Origin of the sequence: Saccharopolyspora sp. 6M (assembly GCF_020176775.1) — a bacterium.
GTDB classification, from domain to species: Bacteria; Actinomycetota; Actinomycetes; order Mycobacteriales; family Pseudonocardiaceae; genus Saccharopolyspora_C; species Saccharopolyspora_C gregorii.
Genome location: NZ_JAIUJZ010000310.1, coordinates 1 through 4,676 on the forward strand (window position 1 = coordinate 1; position 4,676 = coordinate 4,676).

Genomic DNA, 4,676 nt, shown 5'->3' on the forward strand with positions numbered 1-4,676 from the left:
CGGAGTGCGCGATCGGCGCCGAGCCGAGCCCCGCCTCGTTGGAGAACGCGGCCCGCTGGAACCCGATGATCAGCACGCCTCCTCCGGCCGCTCGACCGGAGCCACCTCCCCGGTGCGCAGCTTCTCGCGGAAGCTCCGGAGCTCGCGCTTGACCACGGGCAGCAGCAGGTACAGCCCGATGATGTTGAACAGGGCGAGCGCGAACAGCACCGCGTCCGCGAAGTCGAGCACGCTGGTCAGCGTCAGCACCGAGCCGATCACGGTGCACGCGCAGAACAGCACGTTGTAGGCGGTCTCCTTCGCCTTGGACTTGCCGAACAGGAACAGCCACGCCCGCTGCCCGTAGTAGCCCCAGGTGATGATCGTGGAGATGGCGAACAGGGCCACCGCGAGCGTCAGCACGTACGGGAACCACGGCAGCACGGTCGCGAACGCCTCGGAGGTGACGGTGACCCCGTCCGGGGTCTCCCCGCCGCCGAGCACCTGCCGCTGCGCGTCGAGCCAGAACTCGGTGCGGGCGATGACGATGGTCAGCGCCGTCATGGTGCAGATGATCACGGTGTCCACGAAGGGTTCGAGCAGCGCGACGAAGCCCTCGCTCACCGGGTGCCGGGTCTTGACCGCGGAGTGCGCGATCGGCGCCGAGCCGAGCCCCGCCTCGTTGGAGAACGCGGCCCGCTGGAACCCGATGATCAGCACGCCGATCGCCCCGCCGAACCCGGCGGCCGGGGTGAACGCGCCGCGCACGATCTCGCCGAGGGCGGCGGGCACCGAGGTGATGTTCACGCCGATCACGATCAGGCAGGCCACCACGTAGATGATCGCCATCGTCGGCACCAGCTTGCTGGTGGCGGCGCCGATGGACTTGATGCCGCCGATGATGACGGCGCCGACCAGCGCGGCCAGCACCAGCCCGAAGGCGAGCGCGGCGCCGTCCCCGCCCAGCCAGCCCTGCTCGCCGCCGGTGACGTTGCGCAGCTGGGCGAAGGTCTGGTTCGCCTGGAACATGTTGCCCCCGGCGATGCCGAAGAACAGGATCATGATCGCGGCGAGCACGGCCAGCACCTTGCCGAGCCGGGCGCCGAAGCCGCCGGGGAACCGTTCGGCGATGCCCTTGCGCAGGTACTGCATGGGGCCGCCGGAGACGGTGCCGTCCTCGTGGATGTCGCGGTACTGCACGCCGAGGGTGCATTCGACGAACTTGGTGCACATGCCCAGCAGGCCGCACACGATCATCCAGAAGGTCGCGCCGGGGCCGCCGACGGTGACGGCGACCCCGACACCGGCGATGTTGCCGAGGCCGACCGTCGCGGAGACCGCGGAGGAGAGCGCTTGGAAGTGGGTGATCTCGCCGGGGTCGTCCGGGCGGGAGTACTTCCCGGCGGACCAGCGCCAGCGACAGGCCCAGCGAGCGGAACTGGATGAAGCCGAACGCGACGGTGAACGTGGCGGCGGCGATCACCAGCCAGGCCACGATCCAGGGGAACGTGACGCCGAACAGCGTGAGTTCGCCGAACACGAGGTTCGAGAACCAGTCGGAGATCGGCTCGAAGACGGTGTTGATGGTGTTCTCGACCGCGGAGAGCGCGCCGTCCCCGGCGGCGAGCACCTCGGTGTGCGGGAGCGGGCTCGCCGGTGGCGGGCCGGATGTGTCGGGCATGGCGGGTAGTGGACCAAGGCGACAATTGGGACTCAATGCTTTTCGGTGGCCAGTGGGTGAATTCGCGCCCGTTTTGCGACTCGTGGTGATCGGCAGCCCGTCGAACGGGCGAGCGGAACGGGGTGGACGGGCGAAGGGATGCCCAGTCGGCCGCGACGGGTGTATGGTTGAGCGCAACGGACTCAACTTTCATGCGGAGGTTCCGTTTCGCCCGCCGCGCCGGGGCCTCCGCCGGTGTTGCACGGCGGGCGCTCTGCGCGAGCATGGAGGCTCGCGCGCGACGCCCCGGCGAGGTGGAGGAATGGACGCTTTCAACCCGACGACCAAGACCCAACAGGCGATCTCCTCGGCGGCCCAGGCCGCCACGGTGGCGGGCAACCCCGACGTGGGCCCCGCCCGGCTGCTCGGCGCGCTGCTCGCGCAGGGCGACGGCATCGCGGCGCCGCTGCTGACCGCGGTCGAGGCCGACGTCGCGGACGTGCGCCGCGAGGTCGAAGCGCTGATCAACGCGCAGCCCGCGGCCTCCGGCTCCACCGTGTCCGCGCCGCAGCTGTCCCGCGACGCGCTCAAGGCCGTGACCCACGCCCAGCACCTGGCCACCGAGATGGGCGACGACTACGTCTCCACCGAGCACCTGCTGGTCGGTCTCGCGGCCGAAGGCGGCCAGGTCGCCGACCTGCTCCGCAGGCACGGCGCCACCCCCGAGGCGCTCCGCGACGCCTTCGCGAAGGTGCGCGGCTCGGCCCGGGTCTCCAGCCCCGACCCGGAGGGCACCTTCCAGGCCCTGGAGAAGTACGGCCAGGACCTCACCGCGCGCGCCCGCGGCGGTGAGCTCGACCCGGTCATCGGCCGCGACTCGGAGATCCGGCGCGTGGTGCAGGTGCTGTCCCGGCGCACCAAGAACAACCCGGTGCTCATCGGCGAACCCGGCGTCGGCAAGACCGCCATCGTCGAAGGCCTCGCCCAGCGCATCGTCGCCGGTGACGTACCCGAATCGCTGCGCGGCAAGCGCGTCGTCGCCCTCGACCTCGGCTCGATGATCGCCGGCGCCAAGTACCGCGGCGAGTTCGAGGAGCGGCTCAAGGCCGTGCTCAAGGAGATCACCGACTCCGCGGGCGAGGTCGTCACGTTCATCGACGAGCTGCACACCATCGTCGGCGCCGGTGCCACCGGCGAAGGGGCGATGGACGCGGGCAACATGATCAAGCCGATGCTGGCCCGCGGCGAGCTCCGCATGGTCGGCGCCACCACCCTCGACGAGTACCGCGAGCACATCGAGACCGACGCCGCGCTGGAACGCCGCTTCCAGCAGGTCATGGTCGGCGAACCGAGCCCGCAGGACACCGTCGCGATCCTGCGCGGGCTCAAGGAGCGCTACGAGGTGCACCACGGCGTGCGGATCACCGACGGCGCGCTCGTCGCCGCCGCCACGCTCTCCGACCGGTACATCACCGCGCGGTTCCTGCCGGACAAGGCCATCGACCTCGTGGACGAGGCCGCGTCCCGGCTGCGCATGGAGATCGACTCGCGGCCGGTCGAGATCGACGAGGTGGAACGCGCCGTGCGCCGCCTGGAGATCGAGGAGATGGCGCTGGCCAAGGAGACCGACGTCGCCTCCGTCGAACGGCTCGCCACCCTGCGCGGCGAACTCGCCGACCGCCGCGAACGGCTCTCCGAGCTCACCGCGCGCTGGCAGGGCGAGAAGGAGTCCATCGACAAGGTCCGCGACCTCAAGACGCAGCTCGAACAGCTCCGCGGCGAATCCGACCGCGCCGAACGCGACGGCGACCTCGGCAAGGCCGCCGAACTGCGCTACGGCCGCATCCCCGCCCTGGAGAAGGAGCTCGCCACCGCCACCGAGGCGCAGACCGAGCAGAAGGCCATGCTGCAGGAGGAGGTCACGCCCGACGACGTCGCCGACGTGGTCAGCTCCTGGACCGGCATCCCCGCCGGACGGCTGCTCGAAGGCGAGACCGCGAAGCTGCTGCGGATGGAGGACGAGCTGGAGACCCGGGTCGTCGGCCAGGCCGAAGCGGTGCGCGCCGTGTCCGACGCGGTGCGCCGCGCCCGCGCGGGCGTCGCCGACCCCGACCGGCCCACCGGATCGTTCCTGTTCCTCGGGCCGACCGGCGTGGGCAAGACCGAGCTGGCGAAGGCGCTCGCCGGGTTCCTGTTCGACGACGAGCGGGCGATGATCCGCATCGACATGAGCGAGTACTCCGAGAAGCACTCGGTGGCCCGCCTCGTCGGCTCCCCGCCCGGCTACGTCGGCTACGACCAGGGCGGCCAGCTCACCGAATCGGTGCGGCGCAGGCCGTACTCGGTGGTGCTGCTGGACGAGGTCGAGAAGGCGCACCCGGACGTGTTCGACGTGCTGCTGCAGGCGCTCGACGACGGCCGGCTCACCGACGGCCAGGGGCGCACGGTGGACTTCCGGAACACCATCCTGGTGCTCACCTCGAACCTCGGTTCGCAGGCCATCGCGGACCCGAACCTGACCGAGCAGCAGCGCGACGAAGCGGTGCTGTCCGTGGTGCGCCAGCAGTTCAAGCCGGAATTCCTCAACCGGCTCGACGACATGGTGGTGTTCCACTCGCTGTCCACCGAGGAGCTGACGTCCATCGTGGACATCCAGGTGGAGCGGCTGGCGGACCGGCTCTCCCAGCGGCGGCTCACCCTCGACGTGCGGCCCGCCGCGCGGGACTGGCTGGCGCTCAACGGGTTCGACCCGGTGTTCGGGGCACGTCCGCTGCGGCGGCTCGTGCAGTCCGCGATCGGCGACCAGCTGGCGAAGCAGCTGCTGTCGGGCGAGGTGCGGGACGGGGACGCGGTCCTGGTGGACGTGGCCGACGACAACTCGGCCTTGACCGTTCGGGCGGAGTGACCGTCTTCTCGGCCTGATCGGGGGGCGGGTGGCGGAACCTCAGCGATGAAATCGCTGTCCTCGCGAGGGAACCGCTGAGAACCCGCGGGTGGTCCCGTTGCGTGCTGGGTCTCCGCTCAGCGGCTTCGCCGC

The 4,676-nt window shown here is 70.9% G+C and carries 1 protein-coding gene and 2 pseudogenes; 1 reads left to right on the plus strand and 2 read right to left on the minus strand.

The features are described from left to right. Together LCD31_RS29875 and LCD31_RS28230 are read right to left on the minus strand one after the other, a co-directional pair. Positions 1-79, minus strand: a pseudogene (locus LCD31_RS29875) (alanine:cation symporter family protein); the annotation flags it as partial. Next, positions 70-1,660, minus strand: a pseudogene (locus LCD31_RS28230) (alanine/glycine:cation symporter family protein). The pseudogenes LCD31_RS28230 and LCD31_RS29875, both read right to left, overlap by 10 nt. A 301-nt stretch (positions 1,661-1,961) precedes the next feature. Here LCD31_RS28230 and clpB point away from each other — a divergent pair. After that, complete coding sequence (gene clpB, locus LCD31_RS28235; RefSeq protein WP_224963145.1) at positions 1,962-4,544, plus strand: ATP-dependent chaperone ClpB; 2,583 nt, start codon at positions 1,962-1,964, stop codon at positions 4,542-4,544. The last annotated feature ends 132 nt before the right edge of the window (positions 4,545-4,676 follow it).

What these genes read in the sequence shown, in the direction of transcription:
- clpB (WP_224963145.1), top strand. Translation starts at nt 1,962, where the DNA reads ATGGACGCTTTCAACCCGACGACCAAGACCCAACAGGCGATCTCCTCG.